The sequence below is a fragment of the Amycolatopsis sp. WAC 01375 genome (assembly GCF_003947325.1).
GTDB lineage: Bacteria > Actinomycetota > Actinomycetes > Mycobacteriales > Pseudonocardiaceae > Amycolatopsis.
In genome coordinates this window covers 1-393 of sequence record NZ_QHHW01000034.1, presented here as the reverse complement: position 1 = coordinate 393, position 393 = coordinate 1, and the positions used below count along the sequence as shown (strand labels likewise).

At 65.6% G+C, this 393-nt stretch carries 1 protein-coding gene; it reads right to left on the bottom strand.

All coding sequences use genetic code 11. The annotated features are described in order from the left end of the window. The coding region (locus tag DL991_RS22160) for a M20/M25/M40 family metallo-hydrolase (protein WP_125786265.1) at positions 1-368 on the bottom strand (368 nt) is incomplete at its 3' end. Between the last annotated feature and the right edge of the window lie 25 nt (positions 369-393).

Here is a 393-nt window from a genome sequence, read left to right as displayed (position 1 = left end):
TCCTTCATATCAACGGCGCCGCGGCCCCAGACGTAGTCGTCCTGGATCGCGCCCGAGAACGGGTGGACCGACCACTCCGAGGCGTCGGCCGGGACGGCGTCGAGGTGACCGTGGATCAGGAGCGCGCCACGCGACGGGTCGGCGCCCGGAAGCCGGACGATCACGTTGTGTCGGTTCTTGCCGCCCGACTCGACATAGGTGATCTCGTAGCCCGCGTCGGTGAGCTTCTCGGCGACGTACTCCGCCGCGGCGCGTTCACCGACGAGCGTGTCGGGATCACCCGTGTTGGTCGTGTCGATGCGGATCAGTTCACTGGTGAGCGTGACTGCCTCTTCGGCGGCTGCTTCGATCAAATTCGGTTCGGTCACCAGGCATTCCTACCATTGGTGGAGC